The sequence below is a fragment of the Siccirubricoccus soli genome, from assembly GCF_024178315.1.
GTDB classification, from domain to species: Bacteria; Pseudomonadota; Alphaproteobacteria; order Acetobacterales; family Acetobacteraceae; genus Siccirubricoccus; species Siccirubricoccus soli.
This window is the reverse complement of sequence record NZ_JAMZIK010000009.1, coordinates 1-23,228: the sequence shown is the minus strand read 5'-3', so window position 1 is coordinate 23,228 and position 23,228 is coordinate 1. Positions and strand designations below refer to the sequence as shown.

The 23,228-nt window shown below is 66.4% G+C and carries 19 protein-coding genes, 1 tRNA gene and 3 pseudogenes; 13 read left to right on the top strand and 10 right to left on the bottom strand.

What is annotated here, in order from left to right:
• Positions 1 to 203 precede the first annotated feature (203 nt).
• The 7 genes from NJ376_RS01555 to NJ376_RS01525 all read left to right on the top strand — a co-directional run bounded on the left by NJ376_RS01555 (position 204) and on the right by NJ376_RS01525 (position 6,652).
• Positions 204 to 1,577 carry an ABC transporter substrate-binding protein gene (locus NJ376_RS01555; protein ID WP_252951449.1) on the top strand — a complete coding sequence of 458 codons (1,374 nt, stop codon included), beginning with the start codon at positions 204 to 206 and terminating at the stop codon, positions 1,575 to 1,577.
• Between the two features lie 200 nt (positions 1,578 to 1,777).
• Positions 1,778 to 2,722, top strand: coding sequence for a carbohydrate ABC transporter permease (locus tag NJ376_RS01550; RefSeq protein ID WP_252951448.1), 945 nt, complete (start codon positions 1,778 to 1,780; stop codon positions 2,720 to 2,722).
• Complete coding sequence (locus NJ376_RS01545) at positions 2,722 to 3,624, top strand: carbohydrate ABC transporter permease (RefSeq protein WP_252951447.1); 903 nt, start codon at positions 2,722 to 2,724, stop codon at positions 3,622 to 3,624. The genes NJ376_RS01550 and NJ376_RS01545 overlap by 1 nt, the downstream gene beginning before the upstream one ends.
• A gap of 5 nt (positions 3,625 to 3,629) precedes the next feature.
• On the top strand, positions 3,630 to 4,733 hold the full coding sequence (locus NJ376_RS01540) for an ABC transporter ATP-binding protein (protein ID WP_252951446.1): 1,104 nt from the start codon (positions 3,630 to 3,632) through the stop codon (positions 4,731 to 4,733).
• Between the two features lie 403 nt (positions 4,734 to 5,136).
• Positions 5,137 to 6,291: a ribonuclease E/G gene (locus NJ376_RS01535; RefSeq protein ID WP_252951445.1), complete on the top strand. Its 1,155-nt coding sequence runs from the start codon at positions 5,137 to 5,139 to the stop codon at positions 6,289 to 6,291.
• Positions 6,281 to 6,472: a DNA gyrase inhibitor YacG gene (locus NJ376_RS01530; protein WP_252951444.1), complete on the top strand. Its 192-nt coding sequence runs from the start codon at positions 6,281 to 6,283 to the stop codon at positions 6,470 to 6,472. The genes NJ376_RS01535 and NJ376_RS01530 overlap by 11 nt, the downstream gene beginning before the upstream one ends.
• Positions 6,473 to 6,576: 104 nt before the next feature.
• Positions 6,577 to 6,652, top strand: a tRNA-Phe gene (locus NJ376_RS01525).
• A 372-nt stretch (positions 6,653 to 7,024) separates the two neighbouring features.
• Here the strand turns inward: NJ376_RS01525 and NJ376_RS01520 are convergent.
• Positions 7,025 to 7,291: pseudogene (locus NJ376_RS01520) on the bottom strand (transposase); the annotation flags it as partial.
• Positions 7,292 to 7,815: 524 nt separating this feature from the next.
• On the opposite strand from NJ376_RS01520, the gene NJ376_RS01515 reads away from it, so the two are divergent.
• Genes NJ376_RS01515 through NJ376_RS01505 form a run of 3 tightly spaced genes read left to right on the top strand, consistent with a single transcriptional unit; the run spans position 7,816 to position 11,709 of the window.
• A complete protein-coding gene (locus NJ376_RS01515; protein WP_252951443.1) occupies positions 7,816 to 8,877 on the top strand; it encodes an ABC transporter substrate-binding protein in 1,062 nt (353 codons plus the stop codon).
• A 1-nt stretch (position 8,878) separates the two neighbouring features.
• Positions 8,879 to 10,633: an ABC transporter permease gene (locus NJ376_RS01510; RefSeq protein ID WP_252951442.1), complete on the top strand. Its 1,755-nt coding sequence runs from the start codon at positions 8,879 to 8,881 to the stop codon at positions 10,631 to 10,633.
• A 2-nt stretch (positions 10,634 to 10,635) separates the two neighbouring features.
• The gene (locus NJ376_RS01505; RefSeq protein WP_252951441.1) at positions 10,636 to 11,709 is read left to right on the top strand and encodes an ABC transporter ATP-binding protein; all 1,074 of its coding nucleotides are present in this window, start codon (positions 10,636 to 10,638) and stop codon (positions 11,707 to 11,709) included.
• Between the two features lie 282 nt (positions 11,710 to 11,991).
• Here the strand turns inward: NJ376_RS01505 and NJ376_RS01500 are convergent, their stop codons facing one another.
• From NJ376_RS01500 to NJ376_RS01485, 4 genes are all read right to left on the bottom strand, one after another.
• Positions 11,992 to 12,174, bottom strand: a complete 183-nt coding sequence (locus NJ376_RS01500; RefSeq protein WP_252951440.1) for a hypothetical protein — start codon at positions 12,172 to 12,174, stop codon at positions 11,992 to 11,994.
• Between the two features lie 104 nt (positions 12,175 to 12,278).
• The gene (locus NJ376_RS01495) at positions 12,279 to 13,316 is read right to left on the bottom strand and encodes a tellurite resistance/C4-dicarboxylate transporter family protein (protein ID WP_252951439.1); all 1,038 of its coding nucleotides are present in this window, start codon (positions 13,314 to 13,316) and stop codon (positions 12,279 to 12,281) included.
• 351 nt (positions 13,317 to 13,667) lie between these two features.
• Positions 13,668 to 14,135: a DUF2214 domain-containing protein gene (locus tag NJ376_RS01490; RefSeq protein WP_252951438.1), complete on the bottom strand. Its 468-nt coding sequence runs from the start codon at positions 14,133 to 14,135 to the stop codon at positions 13,668 to 13,670.
• An 11-nt stretch (positions 14,136 to 14,146) separates the two neighbouring features.
• On the bottom strand, positions 14,147 to 14,542 hold the full coding sequence (locus NJ376_RS01485; protein WP_252951437.1) for a DUF6152 family protein: 396 nt from the start codon (positions 14,540 to 14,542) through the stop codon (positions 14,147 to 14,149).
• 573 nt (positions 14,543 to 15,115) lie between these two features.
• Here NJ376_RS01485 and NJ376_RS01480 point away from each other — a divergent pair.
• Complete coding sequence (locus NJ376_RS01480; RefSeq protein ID WP_252951436.1) at positions 15,116 to 16,078, top strand: Bug family tripartite tricarboxylate transporter substrate binding protein; 963 nt, start codon at positions 15,116 to 15,118, stop codon at positions 16,076 to 16,078.
• A gap of 579 nt (positions 16,079 to 16,657) precedes the next feature.
• Here NJ376_RS01480 and NJ376_RS01475 read toward each other — a convergent pair.
• Together NJ376_RS01475 and NJ376_RS01470 are read right to left on the bottom strand one after the other, a co-directional pair.
• Positions 16,658 to 17,899 (bottom strand): ABC transporter substrate-binding protein, encoded by a 1,242-nt coding sequence (locus tag NJ376_RS01475; protein ID WP_252951435.1) that lies wholly within the window; start codon positions 17,897 to 17,899, stop codon positions 16,658 to 16,660.
• Between the two features lie 434 nt (positions 17,900 to 18,333).
• Positions 18,334 to 19,389, bottom strand: coding sequence for an amidohydrolase family protein (locus tag NJ376_RS01470; protein ID WP_252951434.1), 1,056 nt, complete (start codon positions 19,387 to 19,389; stop codon positions 18,334 to 18,336).
• A 597-nt stretch (positions 19,390 to 19,986) separates the two neighbouring features.
• Between NJ376_RS01470 and NJ376_RS01465 the strand changes: the two genes are divergently transcribed.
• Positions 19,987 to 20,484 (top strand): hypothetical protein, encoded by a 498-nt coding sequence (locus NJ376_RS01465; protein ID WP_252951433.1) that lies wholly within the window; start codon positions 19,987 to 19,989, stop codon positions 20,482 to 20,484.
• Positions 20,484 to 21,236 (top strand): annotated as a pseudogene (locus NJ376_RS01460) (recombinase family protein). The gene NJ376_RS01465 and the pseudogene NJ376_RS01460 overlap by 1 nt, the downstream one beginning before the upstream one ends.
• 433 nt (positions 21,237 to 21,669) lie before the next feature.
• Here NJ376_RS01460 and NJ376_RS01455 read toward each other — a convergent pair.
• The 3 genes and pseudogenes from NJ376_RS01455 to NJ376_RS01445 all read right to left on the bottom strand — a co-directional run.
• On the bottom strand, positions 21,670 to 21,963 hold the full coding sequence (locus NJ376_RS01455) for a hypothetical protein (protein ID WP_252951432.1): 294 nt from the start codon (positions 21,961 to 21,963) through the stop codon (positions 21,670 to 21,672).
• 72 nt (positions 21,964 to 22,035) lie between these two features.
• Positions 22,036 to 22,737 (bottom strand): CBS domain-containing protein, encoded by a 702-nt coding sequence (locus NJ376_RS01450; RefSeq protein ID WP_252951431.1) that lies wholly within the window; start codon positions 22,735 to 22,737, stop codon positions 22,036 to 22,038.
• Between the two features lie 343 nt (positions 22,738 to 23,080).
• Positions 23,081 to 23,228: pseudogene (locus NJ376_RS01445) on the bottom strand (IS481 family transposase); the annotation flags it as partial.

Genomic DNA, 23,228 nt, shown 5'->3' with positions numbered 1-23,228 from the left:
GCGCTGGCCCCTCCGTCCGACGGGAGCTGAACGGGCCCTGTGGCCGGATGTTCCTCCCGGCCACGCATCATCATGCCGCGTCATCACGCCCGGGGGCGACCCGTTGTCACGCCGGGGGAGAAGGCACTACTCTCGTATCATGGTCGGTACAGGCCAGTGCAAACGACCGGTGGGGTATGCCCGCCGCGCAAGGGAGACGAAGTATGTCTGAGAAGGGATTCACCCTGGCCGGGGTGACCCGGCGGCAAACGCTGCGGGCGGGGGCCGGGGTGCTGGCGGCGGGGGCGCTGGGCGCCCCCATGGTGCATGCGCAGGGCACCGGCGGCACGCTGCGCTTCGCCTTCTGGGACCATTGGGTACCAGGCAGCAATGATGCGCTGAAGGAGCTCTGCGCCAAATGGGGGGAGCAGAACCGGGTCAACGTTCAGCTCGACTTCATCAACACCACTGGCAACCAGCTTCAACTTACCGCTGCCGCCCAGGCCCAGTCCCGCAACGGGCATGACGGCATCTCCCTCACCCCCTGGGATGTCGGTGCCTATGCCGACCAGCTGGAGCCGGTGGACGACGTCATCCAGCGGCTGGTGGCGAAATACGGCCCGATCAACCCGATCGCCGAGTTCCTCGGCAAGCATGGCGGGAAGTGGCGCGGCGTGCCGGCGACCAGCGGCACCCAGACCAAGCCGGCCTGCGTGCGCTTCGACCTGATGGAGCAGCATGCCGGGATCGACGTGCGGGCGATGTGGCCGGCGGCGAACCAGGCCGGGCCGGGTGCCGACACCTGGACCTGGGACACCTTCCTGACCGCCGCCGAGAAGTGCAACGCGGCCGGCGTGCCCTTCGGCCTGCCGATGGGCCAGTTCACCGATGCGGTGGACTGGGTCGGCGCGCTCTTCCTCAGCTACGGCGCGGCGATCACCGACGCCAGCGGCAAGCCGACGGTGCGGGGTAACGCCAAGCTGAAGACCGCCATCGAATATGCGGTGCGGCTCTCGAAAGTCCTGCCGAACGACGTCTGGGCCTGGGACGACGCATCCAACAACCGGGCGCTGATCTCCGGCCGCTCCGCCCTGGTGTTCAACCCGCCCTCCGCCTGGGCGGTGGCCAAGCGGGATGCGCCGCAGGTGGCCGAGAAGTGCTGGACCATCCCGATGCCGGCCGGGCCTGAGGGGCGCTTTCTCGCCTACCTGCCCTATACTACCGGCATCTGGGCCTTCGGCCGCAACAAGACGGCGGCGAAGGAGCTGCTGGAGTTCATCGGCCAGCGCGACAGCTCCGAGGCGATCACCAACAAGAGCGGCGGCTACGACATCCCGCCCTTCGACAGCATGGCCGACTTCAAGGTGTGGGAGCGCGAGGGGCCGCCGGTCGGCAGCATCTTCAACTACCCGCTGAAGCCGCACCACAAGGCGAAGTATTCCATCGCCTTCAGCCCGGCCCCGGCGGAGCTGGCCAGCCAGATGTACATCCAGGCGCTGAACACCAAGGTCATCGCCCGGGTCGCCCAGGGCGGCGAGACGGTGGATCAGGCCATGGGCTGGCTGGAGCGCGAGATCAACAACATGCGGCGCGGCTGAGGCGCCGGGTCCGACCGGGTGTGAGGCGGGGGCATCCCCCGCCTCACGCGGCCTTTTCTTGTTTGCCCGCGGGAATTCGCGCTTTTCCGCTGCAGGGCCACGGGGCTGCCATGGCGGCCCCGGGCCCGCCGGCGGTGCCGGGATAACAGGGGCCACCCGCCAACGAAGCGGGAACGGGCCCAGCAGGGAGTATAGCGTCCATGCCCTCAGACGCGTCCGCCGCTCTTGCCCCCGGCCGCGCCCCGGCCTCGGCAGCGCGGAGCAGTAGCCTGCGCCGCTTCGCCCGGCGGCGCTCCACCGTCGCCTTCCTGATGACGCTGCCGCTGATTGCGGTGATCGGCGGGCTGGTCGCCTGGCCGGCCAGCTACGCCATCTACCTGGCGACGCTGAACCGGCGCATGACGGCCTTCATCGGCCTTGAGAACTTCGACATCCTGCTCGAAAACGAGACCTTCCGCGGGGTGATCTGGCAGAGCTGCTTCTTCGCCATCACCGCGGTGCTGCTGAAGGCGCTGATCGGCTTCTGGCTGGCGCATATGCTGCACCACATCCCCAGCAAGGGGCAGCGCAAGTGGCGCGGCATGCTGCTGGTGCCCTGGGTGATCCCGCCGGCGCTCTCGACCCTCGGCTGGTGGTGGATGTTCGAGCCCTCCTACAGCTCCATCAACTGGCTGCTGAACGCCTTCGGCGGGCCTTCCATCCCCTGGCTGGGCGAGCCTTGGTGGGCGCGGATCTCGGTCATCATCGTCAATGTCTGGTACGGCGCGCCCTTCTTCATGATCATGTATCTGGCGGCGCTGAAATCGGTGCCGGACCAGCTCTATGAGGCCGCCGCCATCGACGGCGCCACCGGCTGGCAGGGGCTGGTCCATGTGACGCTGCCGATGATGCGGAACATCATCTCCATCACCGTGCTGTTCAGCCTGATCGTCACCTTCGCGAATTACGACATCGTCCGGGTGCTGACCAATGGCGGGCCGCGCGACCTGACGCATGTGTTTGCGAGCTATGCCTTCCAGGTGGGCGTGCTGTCCGGGAACATCCCGCGCGGCGCCGCCGTCAGCCTCTTCATGTTCCCGCTGCTGGCCGTGGTCGCCTTCTTCGTCCTGCGCGGGGTCAATCGCCGGCAGAAGGAGATGGCGTGATGTCGGCCACCGCGGCACGTCCTTCCGATGTCCTCCCCGGCCTCGGCCGGAAGATCGGCAGCCTGCGGCGGGAGCGGCGCTGGGCGCTGGTCACCGCCTACATCTCCCTCATCATCGCGGCGATCTTCATGCTGGGGCCGCCGCTCTACATGCTGCTCACCAGCCTGAAGACCAGCGCGGAGATCGCCGATCTCAGCCGCAGCCCCTGGTCGATCTCCGAGATCACCTTCTCGAACTACGCGCAGATCCTCGGCGACCCGATGTTCCGTGGGTTCTTCTACAACTCCATCATCGTCACCGTGCTGGTGGTGGCGATCACCATGGTGATCTCCGTGCTGGCGGCCTTCGCCCTCGCCCGCATGCGCTTCTTCGGCAGCCAGGTGCTGGCGACCGGCGTGTTCCTCACCTACCTGGTGCCGGATACGCTGCTCTTCATCCCGCTCTACCAGATCGTCGGCGGGCTCGGCCTGCTGAACTCCATCTGGGGGCTGGTGCTGGTCTATCCGACGCTGACCGTGCCTTTCTGCACCTGGATCATGATCGGCTACTTCGCCTCCATCCCGAAGGAGCTGGACGAGGCGGCGCTGATCGATGGCGCCAACTGGATGCAGATGCTGACGAAGATCTTCATCCCCGTCGCGCTGCCCGGCATCATCGCGGCGACGATCTTCGCCTTCACCGTCTCCTGGGCGGCCTTCGTCTATCCCACCGCCTTCATCACCCAGCCGGATTCCATGCCGCTCACCATCGGCGTGGTCAGCCAGCTCATCCGCGGCGACACCTTCGCCTGGGGGCAGCTCATGGCCGGCGCGCTGCTGGCGGCGCTGCCGCCGGTGATCGTCTACGCCTTCCTCATGGATTACTACATCGCCGGCCTGACCGCCGGCGCGACGAAAGGCTGAACCCGATGGCTCAGGTCACCCTGCGCAGGATCGTCAAGGAATACGAAGGCGGCGTGCAGGCGGTGAAGGGGATCGACCTCGACATCGCCGACCACGAATTCGTCGTCCTCGTCGGGCCGTCCGGCTGCGGCAAGTCCACCACGCTACGCATGATCGCGGGGCTGGAGGAGATCTCGGCCGGCGACATCGCCATCGGCGGCGCCCTGGTCAACGACATCCCGCCGCGCGACCGGGACATCGCCATGGTGTTCCAGAACTACGCGCTCTATCCGCATATGACGGTGTACGACAACATGGCCTTCGGGCTGATGCTGCGGAAATTCCCGAAGGCGGAGATCGACCGGCGGGTGAAGGAGGCGGCGCGCATCCTCGATATCGGCATGCTGCTGGACCGCAAGCCGAAGGCGCTGTCCGGCGGGCAGCGCCAGCGCGTGGCCATGGGGCGCGCCATCGTGCGCGACCCCAAGGTGTTCCTGTTCGCCGAGCCGCTGTCGAACCTCGATGCCAAGCTGCGGGTGCAGATGCGCACCGAGATCAAGAAGGTTCATCAGACGGTCAAGACCACCACCATCTACGTCACCCACGACCAGGTGGAGGCGATGACGCTGGCCGACCGCGTGGTGGTGATGAACCACGGCGTCATCGAGCAGGTGGGCCCGCCGCAGGAGCTGTACCACAACCCGGCGACCAAATTCGTCGCCGGCTTCATCGGCAGCCCGGCGATGAATTTCATTCCCTGCCGGCTGGAGCAGAGCGGCTCGGCACTGCAGGTGCAGTTGCCAGGCGGCGCCGCCTTGCCGGTGCCGCAGGACCGCACCGCCCGTTACCAGGCGCATCTGGGGCGGGAGCTGCTGTTCGGCATCCGCCCCGAACACCTGACGGAGGTGCGGCCGAACGATCACCGCGAGAACATGGCGGTGTTGGAGGCGGTGCCGGAGGTGGTGGAGCCGATGGGCATGGAGACGCTGGCGCATTTCTGGATCGAGGGGGCGGAGATCTGCGCCCGGCTCGACCCGGCGACGCCGGCGGCGCCGGGGCGGAAGCTGCCGCTGGCGGCGGACATGGCGAAGATGCACCTGATCGACCCGAAGACCAACAAGGTGCTTTAGCACGACCTGGGAGCGCGACCCGGGCCGTTTGAGGCCGGGTGCCGGCCTCGGTTTGCGTGGGTGGTGCGGGCAGGGGATGGGCGCGGCGAAGCCGGCGAACAGCCGCGCCGTGATGGCACCTCCACCTCATCCTTGGGGCCAAGGAGCTTGCTGTGAACTGCTTGCCGGGGGCCTTTTGAAGGGGTCCTCTGGGATGCGCTTCCGGATGAAGCACGCGCCGCTTGAGCGGCGAAAAGGCCGCCTCCCTCGAATGATATCCCGCGGCCCGGCTATCCCGCCCCATATCCGAAGTGCCCCTTGCCAGTCCCTTGATCGGCCTAGCCTTCGGCTTTAAGGCCGGTTCCCGCTCGGCGTGGTGCCGGGACGGGAGAACGGCCCTCCAACCAAGCGGGAGAACAGGAGGTTGAACGCAGCGGCGGGCGGCAAGGGGCTGCGCATTCTGGCGAGCGTGTCGCCAGGAGAGGTGCGGGTCGTGCTGCTCTCCGGCGACGAGCTGCGGGAGGCTTGGGTGGAACGGCCGGCGCGGCCGGATGGGGTGGGGGATGTGCACCGGGCGCGGGTCTCGGCCCTGGCGCCGGCCATGGCGGGGGCGTTCCTGGCGCTGGAAGGCGGGGAGACGGGCTTCCTGCCCGATGGCGAGATGCCGGGGAAGCGCGGCGGGCTTTCCGAGGGGCAGGGGGTGCTGGTGCGGGTCAGCCGCGCGGCGCAGGGCGGCAAGGGGCCAAGGCTGACGGCGCGGCTCTCGGCCGCCGAGGCGGCGCTGGGGCCGGCCGAGGGGCCACCGAAGCTGCTGGCGCAGGGGCCGGAGGCAGCGCTGCGCCTGGCCCGCGCCCTGCCGACCGCGCCGGTGGTGACGGATGGGCCGGCGCTCGCCGCCCGGTTGCGGGCGGCGCTGGGGGAGGGGCGGGTGGTGCTCAGCCACCAGCCGGTCTTCGACGCGGCGTTGGATGGGGAATTCGCCGCCCTGGCGGAGCCCGAGGTGCCGCTGCCGGGCGGCGGCCGGCTGCTGATCCACCCGACGCCGGCGCTGACCGCCATCGATGTCGATGCCGGGCCGGTGGCGGGCCAGGACCGGGCGGCGCAGCAGCGTTTCAACCTGCTGGCAGTGGCCGAGTCGGCGCGGCAGGTCCGGCTGCGGCGGCTGGCGGGCGGCATCCTGCTCGACCTCGCCGGGCTTTCGGTGAAGCAGCGCGCCGCCTATGCGGAGCCGTTGGGCAAGGCGCTGGCACGGGACGGGCTGGCGCAATTGCTCGGCCTCGGGCCGCTCGGCCTGTTCGAGATAAGGCGGCAGCGGGTGCATCCGCCGCTGCATGAGGTGCTGGCCGGGCCCTTGACCCCTGGCCTCGCCGCGCTGCGCCAGGCGGTGCGGGAGGATGCGGCGGTGCCGGGACGGCGACTGGCGCTGCGCGTCGCCCCCGTGGTGCTGGCGGCGTTGCAGGGGCTGCCCGGCGCCCTGGCGGAGGCCGAGGCCGCCATGACCCGGAAACTGACCCTGCGCCCCGACCCCTCCCTGCCTCTCGCGGGCTGGACCATCGAGGAGATGCCCCATGGCGGATGAGCCGCCGAAGCGCCCACCGCGCCCCTGCCCGGTCTGCGGCACCCCCACCGGGGAGCGTGACCCGGAGGGCCGCTTCCGCCCCTTCTGCTCCGCCCGGTGTCGGCAGGTGGATCTCGGCCGTTGGCTGGCCGGGGATTACGTGGTGCCCGGGGAGGCCGTGGCGGAGGAGGAGGAGGGCTGAGGTCGGGGGCCTCGGTGGAAAACCCTATCTTCCCCGGGTGGACAGATGCGCGGGCTTCCGCTATCTCCCGCGGCCTCTGCCGGCGCCCCTTGGGTGCGCTATGGGCCCAGGTAGCTCAGTTGGTAGAGCATGCGACTGAAAATCGCAGTGTCGGTGGTTCGATTCCGCCCCTGGGCACCATTCCCTTTTCAAGCATCTGATCGTCTCCTAGCAACCTGAACAGCATGGAGATTTTGTCGGTTCGATATCCCTCGCCCCGCATGTAGGGCAGATGGTCGGCAAAGACGAGTTTGAGCACCGCGCGGCGGTCCTCGATCCTCTCCGATTCCCAAAGCTTGCAAGGGTTTGCGAGGAAGTCGAACGCGGTTCGATAGGCGTCGCCAAAACTCTGCATGGGCTTGCCGCAGTTGGCGATGCGCTCACGCATCAGCGCCTTCTGCGTCTCCAGCTTCTCGATCCGCCGCTCATAGGGTGATGACCGAAGCGCTCGACGCCTCCACGATGCGGACAAGAAGCTTCTCCACCTCCCGCTCAAGCTAACCGGCCTCAGCCTCAACAGCGTCGGCACGCCGAACAGGAGGATGCGGAAAATGACAAAGGCGGGCAGCGCCACAGCGCCAGCGAGGCTGCAATAGACGAACCGCCGCGCCTCATCGGGCTGATGCGGCCGATGGTGTGCCAGAGGTCATCGAGGGTGCGCGCAGCCGCCTTGCGCAGCATGGCTTTCAGCTTGGCGAAGGCCTGCTCGATGGGGTTGAAGTCCGGGCTGTAGGGCGGGAGGTAGAGCAGATTGGCACCTCTCGCCTCGATGGCGCGCCTGAAGGGGTTGCCGAAGGCGTCGGCCACGATCACGCTGTGCCGGCTCGGCCAGGCCGCTAACGCCTTCTCTGGCTCAGGGCGGATCGGGATCATCAGCCCGACCCGCTTCTGGCCGGCCTTCCGCCTGGCCTGCTTGGCGGCGATCAGGCGATCCTCAGCGCGGCGATCTGGTCAGAAGAGACAAGTTGTGAGGAGACTGTGCGCGGATGCGCTTGAGGCGACGCGGCGCGCTCTGATTCCATGACGTCGGCGGCAGGAGGCGGCCAAGGGGCGGCGACGGACCGGGTGAGAGGATCTCATTGCGCGGCCGGAGCTGCGCTCGGCATCGTCGCTGGCGGACCTCGCCGGGCTGCTCGACTGGGCCGAGATCGACCGAGTTACGCCGAGGGCCGCCGCACATTCAGTGCAAAGCGCCTCCGGCCTTCACAGACCGCTGATCTGGCGACGCCGGGGCTGGCATCTGGCGCGGGGCCAAGCTCTGCTAGCTTCCCAAAGACGAAGAATAGTTGCAGAGGGAACGTCACATGCCGCAGGTTTCACGCCGCGGGGTGCTGGGCACAGGCCTGGGCGCCACGGTAGCCAGCTTCGCGATCATTCGCCGAGGTGCGGCGGAGAATCTGCCCCAGCATGAGCGCGAACTCTATGAGGCTGCCAAGCGCGAGGGCGAGATTACCTGGTACTCCGGCCAGTACAGCGCGGAGGGGTCGGAGGCGGTGGGCCGCGGCTTCATGGAGCGGTATCCCGGGGTGCGCTGCAACGTGGTGCGCAGCACCTCCCAGGTCGCCTTCCAGCGCCTGTCGCAGGATGCGCGGGCGCGGGTGGCGCAATGCGATGTCTTCAGCTCCACCAACACCGGCCACTTCACCATGTTGAAGCGAGAGGGGCGGCTGCTGCAGTTCCGCCCCAGGAACGCGGACGGGTTGCTGGAAGCAATCCGCGTCGCCGACCCCGACAACTACTACCAGACCAGCTTCCTCGGTCTGTTCCTGCTGGGCCATAACGTCCAGAAGGTAAAGGAGGCCGATGCACCGAAGAGCTGGACTGATGTGCTCGACCCGAAGTGGAAGGACCAGGTGGCCGTGGGCCATCCGGGCTTCAGCGGTGCCATCGGCGTCTGGGCCGTGCAGATGCGCAAGATGTATGGCTGGGACTATTTCAAGCGTCTGGAGCGGAACCGGCCGCAGATTGGCCGCTCCAGCCAGGACCCGGTTACCCTGCTGAATGCCGGGGAGCGCAGCATCGGCATCTGCGTCCCTGCCGGAACCATGCTGCTCAGCATGTCGCGCGGCAACCCGTTGCGGCTGATCTACCCGACTGAGGGCACGCTAGCCACCATCGCGCCCTCTGCGATCCCGTCGAACGCGCCGCATCCGAACGCGGCCAAGCTGTTCATGGAGTACCAAACCGGGCCGGAGATGTCACAGGTCATACGGCGCCTGTTCGGGGAGCCGTTGCGGCCGGATGTACCGGCGGCCGAAGGCTCTCTACCGCTGGACCAGGTGAAGCTGATTGCGCCGAGCCAGGATGAGCAGGAGAAGGGCGTGCCAGAGGTCCGCGAACTCTGGCGCGACACGTTCGGTATTTGACATGCCCGACACTGCCGCCTCCCTTCCCGAACCCGTGGGCGAGGCCCGCGGCACCGATCGCCTGGGCCTGCTCGGACGGCTGCGCCATGTCGAACCGGTAGCACTGGTCTGGCTGCTGCTGATTGTGGCGCTGCTGTTCCTGGTGGTGGCGCCCTTGGCCAAGCTCTTCGCCGTGAGCTTCGAGACGCAAGGCACGGGCGAGTTCACCCTCTCCAACTACGTCACCGCCTACGGCCGTGCGCGCTACGTCGATGCGCTGGTGAATTCGCTGACCCTCGGCCTCGCTTCCGCCGCGCTGTCGGTGGCGCTGGCAGTGCCGATGGCCTGGGCGGTGTCGCGCACCGACATGCCTGGCAAGGGCCTCACCTGGGGCGTGGTGATGGGTGCCTTCGTCATGCCGCCCTACCTCGGCGCGGTAGGCTGGATGCTGCTGGCAGGTCCGAATTCAGGTGCGGCCAACCGCTTCTGGCGCTGGGCGACGGGGGCGGAAGGCCCGCTCTTCAACATCTTCAGCTTCGAGGGACTGGCGCTGGTCATCGCGCTGCACTCCTTCCCGCTGGTCTTCATCTTCGTCAAGGCGGCCCTGGACCTCATCTCCTCGGAGATGGAGGATGCCGCCAACATTCTTGGCGCCGGCACCTGGACGGCGATGCGCAAGGTGTCCCTGCCCCTGGTCTGGCCGGCGATCCTTGGCGCCTTCGTGGTGGTGTTTCTGGAAACCATCGCGCTGTTCGGCACGCCAGCCCTCATCGGCATACCGGCGCGCATCAACGTGGTCACGACACAGCTCTGGCAATTCTTCGAATATCCGGTGCGGGTCGAGGTCGCGGCCGCCTATGCCATGCCGCTGCTACTGATTACGGTGGGCATGATCGTGGCGCAGAAGCTGCTTCTTGCGCGCAAGGGCTTCGTCTCTCAGACTGGCAAGGGCGGTGAGCGGCGGCCGATCAAGCTTGGCCCCTGGCGCTGGCTGCTCTTCGCCTGGTGTGCCTTGGTCGGGCTGCTGTCGGTGGTGATGCCGTTAGGCATCCTGGTGCAGGCCTCCTTCGCCAAGGCCTGGGGGCGCGGGATCAGCCTGGACAACTTCACCTTGCGTAACTATCAGCACCTGATCTTTGAGCACGAGATGGCGCTGACCTCGATCTGGAACACGATCTGGTTCTCAGCCTCCGCCGCGACCATGGCTGTGCTGATCGCGCTACTGGTCGCCTACATCGTGCAACGCCGCCTGGTGCCCTTCGGTGATGCGCTCGGGTTCCTGGCCATGGCCCCCTTTGTCATCCCGGGCATTGTCATGGCCATTGGCTTCTACGCAGCCTATGCCTCGCCGCCGCTGGCGCTCTACGGCACGGCGGCCATCATAATCTTCGCCTTCACGGCGCGCTTCCTGCCCATCGCCTACGCCAATTCGGCCGCTGCGGTACGAACCGTGCATCCCGAAATGGAGGAAGCGGCACGCATCCTGGGCAGCGGCCGGCTGCACGCTATCGTGCATGTCACGGCGCCGCTGCTGAAAAAAGCATTGCTCGGCGGCTGGCTGATCGTCTTCATCGTCGCCACACGGGAACTCTCCGCAGCAATCTTCTTGGTCGGGCCGCGGACGCGAACCATGTCCGTCCTTCTCTACGACCTGAGCGAAGCCGGCAATTTCGAGGTGCTGGCCGCCTTCGGTGGTCTGCTGCTGTTGATCACCCTCGTGCTCGTCGGCATCGGCATGAAGCTGGTCGGGCGCGACTTCATGCTACGGAGGAACTAGGGATGTCCCACCTTTCCCTCCGGGGCCTGACAAAGGCCTACGGCAAGATGGTGATCGTGGACCACATCAACCTGACCCTGAACGAGGGCGAGTTCGTCTCCCTGCTCGGCCCCTCCGGCTGCGGCAAGACCACGACGCTGCGCATGATCGCCGGCTTCATCGAGCCGACGGATGGCACGGTGGAGATGGGCGGTAAGGTCATCTCCATGCCGGGTTCTGTCATGCCACCCGAGCGGCGCCAGATGTCCATGATCTTCCAGAGCTATGCCATCTGGCCAAACATGACGGTTGCGGAGAATGTCGGCTTCGGCCTGAAGCTGCGCAAGCTGCCGGCGGCCGAGGTGCAGCGCAGAATCGCCGAGATCCTGGAGGTCGTGCAGATGGGGCATCTGGCCGGGCGCTACCCGGCCGAACTCTCCGGTGGGCAGCAGCAGCGCGTGGCACTGGCGCGAGCCATCGTGGTGAAGCCCGCTGTGCTGCTCCTGGATGAGCCGCTCTCCAATCTCGACGCCAATCTGCGGGAGGAGATGCGCTTCGAGATCCGCCGCCTGCACAACGAATTCCGCATCACCACGGTTTATGTCACGCACGACCAGGCGGAGGCGATGGCGACCTCCGATCGGATCGCGGTGATGCATGCCGGCCGGATCGAGCAGGTCGACGCGCCGCACCTGCTCTATACCAGGCCGAAGACCCGCTTCGTGGCCGGCTTCATCGGCCGCACCAATCTGCTCGAGGCGAAGCTGGAGGCCGGCGAGATCGGCTTCGATGGCGTCGCCTTCCAGGCGGGCCAAGTGGATGCCTCACTGAACGGCGCCAACCGCTCCGTCTTGCTCTCCGTGCGGCCCCAGAGCATCGGCCTGCACCGGACGCAGCCCGCGGGCGCTACGGGCCGGCCGGTGGTGCCCGGTACAGTGACGCAGCGCGTCTTCCTTGGCGAGACCTGGGATTACCTGATCCAACCCCGAGGCAGCGGTATCAAGCTGCGTGTCACGGCCCCGCCGCTGCAGGTGCACGAGGTGGGTGAGGCTGTCTGGCTGGAATTCGATCCACGCCAGATGGCACTAGTGGAGTAGCACTAGGCCTGGGGCCGCAACCTGCGCCGGATAGGCTTGCTGCGCGTGCTTGGCACCGCCTTCACCGACTGGCAACTCGGTGGCGATCCACCGAATTGCGTCGGGCTCGTGAACGTCCGCGCGCTGCCGGCAGGTCCGGAGTTCCGCGCCTCCGTACTCGTCACTGCATGCTAGGTTCTGATGGTGGTGCCCGGCGCGCTGGGCCTCGGCCTTGGGCGCGCACTGCTGCTGCAGGGCTGCGGACGCGGCCGCACGATTTACCCGACCATCTTCTTTCTGCTTTTACATCGCCGCGCTCGCGGCCATGTCCATCGCTTGGCAGATGCTGTTGCACCCGTCCTTTGGCATGGCGAACCAGGCGCTGGCAACGCTCGGTCTTGGCAGCGTAAACTGGCTGCGCGACGAGGCCACCGCTCTGCCGGTGCTGGCGCTGATCAGCGTCTGGCACGAGACCGCCTTCGCCATGATGTTCTTTCTGGCGGCGCTCAGGGCTGGGCGGGCCGCGGCCGAGCCGCGGCCCGAGGCGGATCCGAGCCGCCAGCCATCCCAGGCCAGGCAGGCCTTGACCTTCAGCGCCGGGCTGCCACCGCCACCTGCGCCGCCCGCAGCAGAAGTCCGACGAAGGCGGCGAGCCAGGCCACGAGCGCCACCCAGACGAAGAGTTGCGGGACCAGCAGGAGGAAGTCGTGGCCGGCCACTCGCGCGAAGGTCGCGGTCGCGGCGGTGTACATGCCGAGCGGGAAGACCATGGACCAATATTGCGGGTCGTAGGCCAAGGGTATCCTCCCGGCCGCATGCCGCCAGGCAGTCAGCAAGGCCAGCAGCGGCACCCACCAGGTCGCCGTGGCCCAGAAGCCCGTTGTCAGCGCGGTGATGAAGGGCTGGAAGCCCAGGGCGCCGGGATGGCCCTGCGCGTAGAGCAGGAGGTCGGCGCCGGCGAGGGTGGCAATCGCCACTGCACCCATGTTGATCCAGTAGGGTGGCGCTAGCATTGCCGGGGTCATCTCAAGGAAGAGCCAGCGGTAGAGGATGAGCACGATCAGGACCGTGTAGAACATCCCGCCGAGCAGGAAGAGGCAGACGCAGGCAAAGAATCCAACCTCCGGCCGCGGCAGCAAGTCGGCAACCGAGGTGCCGAGGACACAGAGCGCTTCGGTCGAGACCGTAACCAGGAGCCAAGCTCCGCTCAGCCCCCGCTCGATTGGCGGCTTCGGGCTGGCCAGTGTCGCTGCGAGAATGAAGCCGTAGAGTAGGGCGACCCAGAGCAGGATGGCCCACAGCCACAGCACCAGGGCAATCCCACGGAACGGGGTCAGGGAGGCGAACTGGGCCCCGAGCACGCCGGTCGCGGCGACCATGGTCAGAAAGCCCGGGCCCACCGCATGGTCGGCCAGGTCGCGGAGCAGGGCAGAAGGGTGCCGCATCAGCCGCGCTAGCGTGATCGCCAGCAGCGCCGGGTAGGCGACTAGGCTAAGCGCGAACAGCGCTACGGGGACCAGCGGCACCTCCTGGAGGTGGGCGGCAAGGGAGACGATGCCGGTCGCCATGACGAAGGCGAAGTGGCCAGGCGGGAAGCGTGCCAGCCAGCCATGGCAGCCACTTGGCACAACGGCCGGCCCTCTCGGGGCCTGCACGGCAGACGCCAAGTCCGGGCTCGGGGAAGGGGCCGGGCGACCGGCTTGGGTCATCCTGCCAGGCTCGCCGGACGGCGGCTGAAGTGCAGGCTGATCCTGCACGGGGCCGGCTCGCGCTCAGACGTGGCAGAGGGGAGGGGCAAGGGCACGAAATCGGCGTGGCTACTCATGGCCCGATGCTACCGCGACGACCCGTCCCGGCGGGAGACGGTCAGTGTCGCCCGTTTCGCCGATGATGCGCATTTACGCCACCATGGCGCAGAAGGAACGCGAGCTGAGTGGTCGTAAAGTTCATTCCGCGCAGATTCGGCACAGGTCCGGCAATTACTGGAGGAATCCGATCCAGCGCCCCGCGACGACGGCAGACGGCCAAGCGACGAGTGAGACTGCCACCGCGACCCGAACTGTCGCTGGGGCCTCGCCTTGGTATGTGCCGCTGTGCCACCAGGGATGCAGGCGGAGCGCCAGGGCATTCAGCAGTGCGAGGCCGACCAGGGCAAGCTTGGCAAGAAACGCCGGATTCTCCATGTAGATGACAGGCCGAGTACTGAACAGCAGCAGGCCTGTCACCGCTGCGGCCAGGAGGCCAGCCGCAGCAACACGCACGAGCGGCGGCGCAAGATGTCCAATGGGATGCACCCGGAAGGCCCCGAGGAGACGCAGGTCCAAGGTGACAATCGCGCCCAGAAGCAGCCCAATCGAGGCAATGTGGGCCGCATTCACCAGGGGATAGGCGATGTCCGAGGCACGCAGCCAAGCCCCGATGGGCCAACCTGCGATCGCATCCAGCACCGCCGGCGGGCTCAGCCAGCGCGGATCCTCTCGGGGTAGATGTCATAGGTTCGCGCTCGCACAGTGATACGCACCGCTTTCAGCCGCTTATCCTCACGTGTCCGGGAGCGATTGCCGAGCGCAAGCACCTGATCGCCAGCTGCAGCCGAGGCCTCGGTGAAGCCGGCGCGCTCCGTTTGGCGGGGATTGCCGAGTTCGACGAGCCAGAGGCCCTCGGCGGTCTCGACGCGAAGCGTAGGATGCGGGTGGCCGATGTAGATCTCCCGAATTGTGCCGCGAAGCTCGATCTGCTCATCCTCGGCCCAGCTCCAGCCGTGGTGGGCGTAGGCGGTCCCGCGGGCAACCAGCCCAAGCGTGGCGCCCCCAAGGGCGAGCATTGGACGCCGACCGACAAGGGAGTGTGCCATCCGACCCTCCTTGAGATGCAGGGGGCAGAGATTGTAGCACGCCGTCGGCCCGCTATGCCCTCGCCAGGCCCGCTCGCCTGTCCCTGTTCACCACCGAGCAACGGTGGTCGGTGTGCGTCGGACATGCGGCGCTTTGCCAAGCACCGCCTCGTCATACGGTCACCGGTTGCGCAGGAAGTCCGTGATATCGCCCTGCCCGCTCTCTGCCATGGTCCGGCCCACCGCCACTGTCAATGCGATCGCAGCATCGACTTTCTGCTCCGGTTGCTGCTCGGTAGGGTCAAGATTGCCCGTCGGTTGGGCTTGCCGGCCACATTGACGCCGCATCATTCCAACGCCGAATTGCCGTCGTGCCGGAATGCATCGCAGCATCAAGCTCGAGGATCGCCGGGCTGAAGTTCTGCGTCGTGGTCCGGAACTCCAGCATGTCCGGAGATTGACAGGGCGGGTCAATGTCAGAACCCTATCGCGGCCTTCTGCACCGAACACCGGCTGCCACGGCCGAATGGACGCAAATAGATAAAGGAGCGCGGTGATGCGAGACAATCCGCGCCGTTTAGGGAGGATCGCACCATGATACGCCGGCATATCGCCATTGTCGCTGCCCTGCTCGCGTTGGCCACAACGTCCCCTGGTACGGCGCAGGAACGCACGGTGCGGATCCTGAGTGGGGCCTCCGCTGGCGGCTCCTCGGATTTCGTGACGCGAGTACTCGCAGATGCATTGGGACCGATCCTTGGTGTTCGTGCCGTGGTGGAGAACCGCACCGGTGTGAACGGAATAGTCGCCGCGCAGGAAACGGCACGAAGCGCTCCGGACGGCTCCACGACCTTCATCTGTCCGATGAGCACCATGTCCATCACGCCGCAGCTTCTTGGCGCAAACCTGCCCATCGACCCGGGGACGGAACTGCTGCCGATCGCCAATGTCGCGCTGTCCTCGTATGGCTTCGTCGTCGCCGCGAATGGGCCCTACCGCAGTGTACAGGACGTGCTCTCAGCCGCGCGGGTGCGGCCCGGACAGGTAACCTTCGCCTCAGCTGGGGTCGGCTCCGCCCAGCACCTCCAGGGGGAGCTGCTGAAGCAGAAGACCGGCGTGGATATGGTCCATGTGCCGTATCGCGGTGCAAGCCCCGCCATCGTCGACATCCTGGGCGGACGCACCGACTTCATGATCACAAACATGGCCGACGTAACGCGCCACGTACAGGAAGGCGCGCTGCGGCTGCTGGCGATCTCAGACGAAGAGCCCTTTCCGCTCTTTCCGGATGTGCCACCGTTATCGCGGCTGATCCCGAGCTTCAACGTCGTCGGCTGGTTTGCGCTTTGTGGTCAAAAGGCAATGGCGCCTGAGCTGGTCGACCAGCTGGAGGCGGCCGTACGACGCGTCATGGCGGATCCCGCGGTCATCCGGCGCATGGCGGAGGGCGGACTCACCCCGCGCTTTGAGGACCGTGCGGCCATCACGCAGCGCCTCGCCAACGACCGCGCGCTTTGGCTCGGTGTGATCCGCGCCGTCAACCTGCGCGCCAGTTGACCGGGGCGAGGATCATACGCGCGCGTATCTGAGACCGCATCGCCGCCTATCTGAAATCCTCGGTCAGCCATTCCTTTGGCTTCGACCAGCGTCTTCGGGTCGGCGGACCTCGCACGGTGATGGACAGCGCCCGCTGCTGCCCGACCAGCACCGCCACGGGCGGGTGGAGCAAACGGAGGAGGCGACGGAGGTGCCGATCCTCCACCTTATCGTGGATCGCCTGATCGACCGGTCGGGCCTGTTGGACAGGCTCGGCAAGACCGATGGCGGGTCGGCGGGCCTGGATCGTGTGCTTGGTCGGGCGGAGGAGGTGCGGTGGCCGGATCCAGGGGCACCCCGCCCCACGGCTCAACCAGAGGGCGCGAGACTTCAAGCAGAGGACTGCCTTCATGGCCGTGCTGTCGGAGGATGCCGCGGCGTTTGGTACCTGACGTCGCGGTCAGCGACACTCCTCCAGGAGCAGCGACGAGAAACCGGGAACACGGCAATGAGGATATCGGCATCGCCGGTCTCAACTCGTCATTCGATCCTGTTGCAGGACACTCTCATGCTGCAGCAGCCAATACCCTCGGCGGTAGCCTATGCGCGAATAAGCGAGCAACCGCCTTCCCGCAGGGGGCGGAACGCTTGGTCAGCTGGCGTGGTGCTGATGCGCTCATAGTAGTCCCACGGACCGCGGCTTGCCTCCGGCGACTTCACCCGGAACAGATGCACGTCGTGGAGCTTGCGCCCATCCGGGCGGATTGCGCCGGCGCCGAAGGCATCATCGTCCGTCGCCAGGGCCTTCATGCGCGCGACCGTCGCCGCGCCGCTTCGCTTCGCTTCGGCTGGCCCCATCTGCGCGACCGTCTTGAGATAATGCGTCGCGGCGGAATAGCAGCCGGCTTGGTTCATGTTCGGGCGGATGCCGCCAGTCTTGCTCAGTACACGATTGGTGAAGGCCCGTGTGCGGTCGTTCAGGTCCCAGTAGAAGCTCTCCGTGAGCAGCAGGCCCTGCGCGGTCGGCAGGCCGATGGCATGCACATCACTGACGAACATGAGCAGCGCCGCAAGCTTCTGGCCGAAGCGGGTGATGCCGAATTCCGCTGCCTGCTTGATGACGTTGACGGTATCGTCGCCGCCATTCGCAAGGCCGATGATCTTGGCCCGGCTCGCTTGGGCCTGCAGCAGGAAGGAGGAGAAGTCGGAGGTGCCGGGCGCGGGGTGGGCAACCCGGCCGAGCACCTTGCCACCGGCGCGACGCACCGCGTCTCCCGTATCCCGCTCCAGGGCGTGGCCGAAGGCGAAATTCGCCACGATGAAGAACCAGCTATCGCCGCCGCTGCGCACCAGCGCGCCGCCGGTACTGGCGGCCAGCATCCAGGAATCATAGGTCCAATGCACACCATTCGGCGTGCACGCCTTACCGGTCAGGTCCGCGGTTGCGGCCGCCGAGTTCAGGTGGATCTTGTCCTTTTCCCGCGCGACATTCTGCACGGCGAGGGCCACGGCGCTGTTTGATACGTCCATGATGACGTCGGCGCCATCCAGGTCGAACCATTGCCGGGTGAGATTCACCCCGACATCTGCCTTGTTCTGGTGGTCGCCGGCCAGGACCTCCACATTGAAGCCGTGAGCTACCGGGTTGAAATCCTCGACCGCCTGGCGGACGCAGGCGATGGAAACCGGGCCGCTGGTGCTGCTGTAGGGGCCCGACTGATCGCTCATTACGCAGATCTTGATAGTCGGGACAGCAACGCCTGGCTGCGCTCGAGCTCCCGAATACGCAAATATGGGCAGGGCTCCGGCCGAGGACAGGAGTTGCCGGCGGGTCAGCAGCATCGGATCGAATCCATCCCGTAAGTTCTTGGATGCCAGCCGACTGCTACCTGCTCCACGACCGCTGACAGCAAGCCAGCGCCGACAGAGGTGCACCCCGCCAGTGCATCGTCCACGTCATGGTTGCGAGGAACTGACGGCGGGTCAAGCCGGCCATCCGTGCAATAGGGAGGGCCGGAGCTCTCCGCCCATAGTTCGCAATCACGCCTGCTGAGATTGTCGCAAGGGGATGCGGTTTGGGTAAGCGGCGCTTGGCGTCAACGCCGACGATCACCTGCCTGCACGGCCGAGAAGCATGCACCGCGCCGGTCGGTGCTGAGTACTGCGTACGCAAAGCGCACCCTTGCTGACGCTGCCAACTCGCGTCCCAACGGCACCTGTTGCGGATAAGGCATCAAACAGGCTGATCCCCGGCCGGCTCATTCGTCCCGAGATCGCTATGCCCTAGATGCCGCTTGCAATCGGTAGACACGCTCCGACGTGCCGGAGAACAGGGCACGCTTCTCATCGGCCGAGGCGCCTGCCGCGAGAAGCTTAAAGGCATTCCAGAGCTCCGAGTAACCGATACCCATTTTCTCCACCGGGAAGTTGCTCTCGAACAGGCATCGATCCGCGCCGAACAGGTCGATGCAGGTTTCGATGTAGGGCCGCCAATACGCCGCCAACTGCGCGGAGGTTGGCGGCAGGGGCAGCGCTCCATAGTCGTAAGCTGCCAGCCGCATCATCATGCCGCCAAGCTTCACGGCGACATTGGGGCACCGCGCCAGCGCGGTCATGCCTGCCTTCCAATGAGCAAACACCTCCTCCGTACGGTTCGCATACGGGCCGTAGCCCAGCGGCCCGCCGCAATGGCCGAGGATGAAGCTGGTCGAAGGACAGGCCCGCACCAGATCGAGCGCTTCGTCCAGCTGGGTGTGAAAGACCCAGAGGTCGAACGAAAGACCAAGGGCGGTAAGCCGTTGCAGGCCAGCGCGGAAGTCTGCCCGCTGAAGCAGATGCGGAGCTGGATGGCCATTTCCAATGACCGGATCAGCATCCCAGGCGGCGGAATGGCGCACGCCCCGAAAACGTCCTCCACCCGCACGCATATGCGCTTCGAGCACGGGCTCGACACGATCGCCGAGCCTGAGATCGGCGAAGCCGACGATGCCAGCGGCAACCCGCGTTGGGCCGGAGGCACCGCTATCGCTCATGGCGGCTATACCGGAAACGAATTCCGTCTCGCCGACCGGGCGCATCTCCTCTGGGCCAGAGGCGCGGTACATGGCATGGCATTGGACGAAGACGGTTGCGGTGATCCTGTGGCCGGTATCCAGGTCGGCGAGGAATTCCGGCAGGAGATAGCGCTGGTCCGGTCGGTGCCACAGATGGTGATGCGCATCGATGACGGAGAGATCTGGCTCCAGTGCTGGCTCTTGGGGGCGCTGCGAGAGCCAAGCCGTGTTCGGAGGAAAAATCCGCCCGTAGCGTGTGGGATGATCGAAGTTGCGCATCTTTCCCCCCCCCAACCCTTGGCCATAGCCCGGCGCTGGAGACTACGACACGTCCCCCGGCTGGATGCAATCTGGCCGCTGGGCTTCCGGAATCCAGCGGCCAGCTGGTAGATAGGAGTCGGTGCCCAGGGCCACGGCATCTCGCTGCCGCCGGCTTCAGCTGAAGCATGCAGAAGGCGATTTGGATGCTACCGGAGCAGCTTGTCCTATCAGCTCGGTGAGCATTGCCAGCGATGCGTCGAGAGCCATCCTTCTGCTTGGCAGTCCGGGCAGATCACTCGGCAAAGCCTCGGTCGCAGTGAATGACTCGGGAAGTCCTCCTCTTCGCTTGGCACGATTATACCGCCAAGGGATGGCTACCTACGGCGGCTGCTGTGCCCCATGCCGCCCTATCGTGCATATCGCGAGGCCCGCGGCACCGGCCCGGTCGAGCGACGAATGGCTACTGCAGGCGCCGTTGTTGTAGGCAGGGTCAACGCGTCGGCAGACGTCAGCTGCCCCGCAGAAACAAGCGTCTGGGACGGCTGTGGCGGGCTGGGCTGATAGTCCTCTCGCTTAAGGCGGTTTCAGAACCGCTCGCCATAGCGGTCCGAGCCCATGATCGAGAGCGCCACACGGGCGTGGAACGCCGGGCCGGCGTTCCAGGCCGCGATGATCTCGGCCGAGCCCTCGAAGCCGGCAACAGCCTCGAGGGCCTCAGTCGACAGCGACACGGACGCCATTCCGCTCGGCGAGGTGAGTCCGCAGCCGTCGGTCAAGCAGGGTCTGCAGGCGATACGCATCCACCCCGAGCTCGGCTGCAAGCTCGGTAGCGATACGGGCCGGCCAGGTCAGGCGGGCATCGCGCTCCTCTCGGGCCAGCCGGTGGACCAGCAGCAGGGCCCGGGCCTTGTCCACCAACCGGCCGCGACGCTCATCCATCTCCAGCCGGCGCCCCGGCTCTGGGCCAACCACACTGTCCGCGGCTTCTTCGCCGGCCTCAAGAAGCGCCAGGGCATCTCCGTCGAGGTGCTGGAGCGGGTCCGGCAGGTCGGCCCCAACAAGCAAGGCGCCAAGGGCAGCTACACCATCTACCGCATCGCGGAGGCCGGCTGATGCGATCGGCGCTGCACAGTGCTGCCAGGCTCGCGGTCGGCCTCTACCGGGTCTCGACCGCCGAGCAGGGCCAGAGCGGCCTTGGCCTGGAGGCCCAGCGAGCCGCAGTCCAAGCCTTCGCCGCGGCTCAGGGCTGGACGCTGGTGGCGGAGTACTCTGACGTAGCCAGTGGCAAGGATGATCGCCGCCCTGGCTTCCAGGCGGCGCTGGCTCGCTGCCGGCAGCTCGGGGCGGTGTTGGTAGCGGCACGGCTCGATCGCATCACCCGGCGGGCGCACACCCTGTCGTAGCTGCTGGAGGACGGGTACTCGATCCGGACCGCCGACATGCCTGGGGCCGATGACCTGATGATGCGGATCTACGCCGCCATGGCGCAAAAGGAGCGCGAGCTGATCAGCGAGCGCACTCGGGCGGCGCTGCGGGCTGCCAAGGCGCGTGGGGCCGTGCTGGGCGGCGACCGGGGCTACAGGCCTGCCCAAGGCCCAGACGCCGCCGCGGCCGCCCTGGCGCGCCAGCAGGCGGCCGAGCGGGCGGCGCATCGGCTGGCCCTGGAGGTGCAGCGGCTACAGGCGGAGGGCGTCACGGGCCAAGCGGCGATGGCCAGGGCGCTGAATGGGCGCGGGGTGCCTGCGCCATCAGGCCGCGGTGCATGGACCCATACTACGGTGGCTAGGGTGATGGCCCGGGCGGAAAGCCGAGAGGCAAAGATCCAGATCTGCCCGGAGCAGCGGGTGATGTCTCATCGTCGATAATCTGACGGCGGCGTCCCATCCGCAAGCGGCCATCCGAGGGGTTACCGCTGGGCACGAGTTGAGCTTAGACCTTGGCCGAGATGACGCTCTGTCCTCGAGCGCTCACCGCGATAAAGCAGACGCTCGAGTCGATTTGCCTGAAGGCCGGTCCCGCTCGACTGGGATGCAAAGTACGGGCATTCCGAAGGCACGAAGCAAAAAGATTTCCGGCCGCGCTTGGCCGCAATTCAATTCATAACATGCCGGATATGAACAGGTGCTGCTCCGAATAGTCCGACCAATGCTCGCAACCGACTTTTCGGCACAATCGACTTTTACGAACAGTCAGCCAGCCCACGGGTGTCGAAGGCTGGACCGAACTCGTCGATGACTGTGTAAGGCCACCTTCGATCTAGTTTCGGTTGATCTGGCGATTCACGTCCTGAGTTTCTACTCAGGGCCATCGGGTGCTAATGCGCTTGCGCTTGCCGCTTTCTGGGAAGAGGTACTCAAGCATAGCTACACCTGCTCCGATTCCAACAAACGCAATCAGAAATCTGAGCGGAACGGCGGAGACAGGGGAGCCCAGCAGCGCACCTCCAGCAAAAGCGTTGAGGCCGCCTGCCGTGAGCGCGCATGTAAAAATTCGCATCCCGCTGGAAAAATACGGTCTTGCGGTAACGAAGAAGAGTGCGACTACCACGACTGCTGCGATCAGGCGGTACATATTCAGGTAAAAATCGGACATTTCGTGCTCCAGAACAGATTTTCACTGCTCACTATTGCTATTCGGCGCAGCGAATGCGGGCGGGCGGCTGGTTCAGTACGCCCCATAGCCGTAGATATCGGCCGGTATCGGCACGGTTTGGTCGGAGACCTCCTTCACGCCAGGCACCTGCTCGGCCATGACACGCAGTGCGCGTTGCACCGATGGGCCAGGCGAGAAGCCGTGAAATTCTACGACCCCATCGTGAACGTCCACTGTCAAGGCGCTCGCCGCCCAATAATGCCGGCGCATCCTCGCTACGATGGCGCGCCGGATGCGCTCGTCAGGCACATCGGCAGGCTCCCTCTCCGGGCTCTCGACGACACGGAGCAGATCGCGGCGGCTGACGACGCCCAGAAGGCGCCTATGCTCAACCACCAAAACCCGTCGGATGCGGTGACGTTCTAGCGTTGCGGCGATTGCCGCTGCCGGCATATCCGGCGGAATGGTTACCACCTCGGTGGTCATCACCTCCTCGGCGGTAAAACCATGCGCGCGGGCATAGCGTTCTGCCGCCTGCGCCGGATCGGCAAACAGCGATCCGAGCCAGGACGGCGCCTCGTCGAGTTGCGCCGCGAGGCGACAGATCAGATCGGCCTCCGTCACTAGGCCGAGCAGACTTCCGTCCGCCGCGACGACCGGCACGGCTGAGATACCGTGCTCGGCGAGCAGGCGGGCAATGTCGGCGACCGGCATGTCCGGCGGGATCGTCGTGACCCGTGCCGTCATCAGGCTGCGTGCCAAGGGCTCGTTCATCAACGCCACTCCTGGCCCGGGCGGGGGCCGACCGTGCCCTACCGCGGCGTGACAAGGCGCGAGGATATCCGTCATCCCCTTGTCCACACGGGGTGAGCACCATGAGAGTGGTGTCCCCGTTTAATCCTGACAAATGACATTTATTGGCCGTTCAATGCAGTTTTCTTGCTTTAACGCTTGGCAGACGAAGGTCCGTTTTCCAGGCAAGCTCGCCATTAGGCTTTGCTGGCCGCATGTCGGCTTCCAGGAAGCTGTGCGGCGCGAACGGATGACCGGGAAGGGCGTGAAGCCATCGGTCCTGCCTTTCGCGATCCATGGCCGCTTTGCCTTCCAAATTTGGACCCTAGATGTTTGGTCCCGGCATTTGGTGGTGCGGGTCAGCGGTAAACCTGTGTGGCTCGGTGGCCCATGATCGGCAGATGAACTCGTAGGGGGTGAGGCCCTTCAGCGTCTTGAGCCGCCTGGCGTAGTTGTAGGCGTTGAGGAACAGG